1 protein-coding gene is annotated in these 264 nt (G+C 36.7%); it reads left to right on the top strand.

The window, feature by feature from the left end; all coding sequences use genetic code 11:
• Positions 1 to 240 (top strand): Ty1/Copia family ribonuclease HI (locus tag JI667_RS21660; RefSeq protein WP_206858533.1); only part of this gene is annotated, 240 nt, incomplete at its 5' end.
• Positions 241 to 264 lie beyond the last annotated feature (24 nt).

The raw sequence follows: 264 nt of genomic DNA, 5'->3' as shown, positions 1-264 counted from the left end.
AGTGATAGAAAATCAGCTATTTTTCCGGCAGTAAATCCCATATTAAATAAGAGAACTAAGCACTTTAAAATTGATTGTCATTTTATTCAAGATGCGATCAAAGATGGCCTGATCAAGACTGTATATGTTCCCTCTCAACATCAAGTAGCAGATATGCTAACCAAAAGTTTGAGTCATGAACAACATTCCCATCTTATTGGTAAGCTTGGTGTGCTTAATATATTGCACCCTGCAGCTTGAAGGGGAGTGTTGAAGAGTTGGTTA

It is taken from the genome of Bacillus sp. NTK074B (genome assembly GCF_017303375.1).
Lineage (GTDB): Bacteria > Bacillota > Bacilli > Bacillales > Bacillaceae_B > Rossellomorea.
Note: the sequence above shows the minus strand (reverse complement) of the source record. Positions and strands in the feature narration are given on the sequence as shown.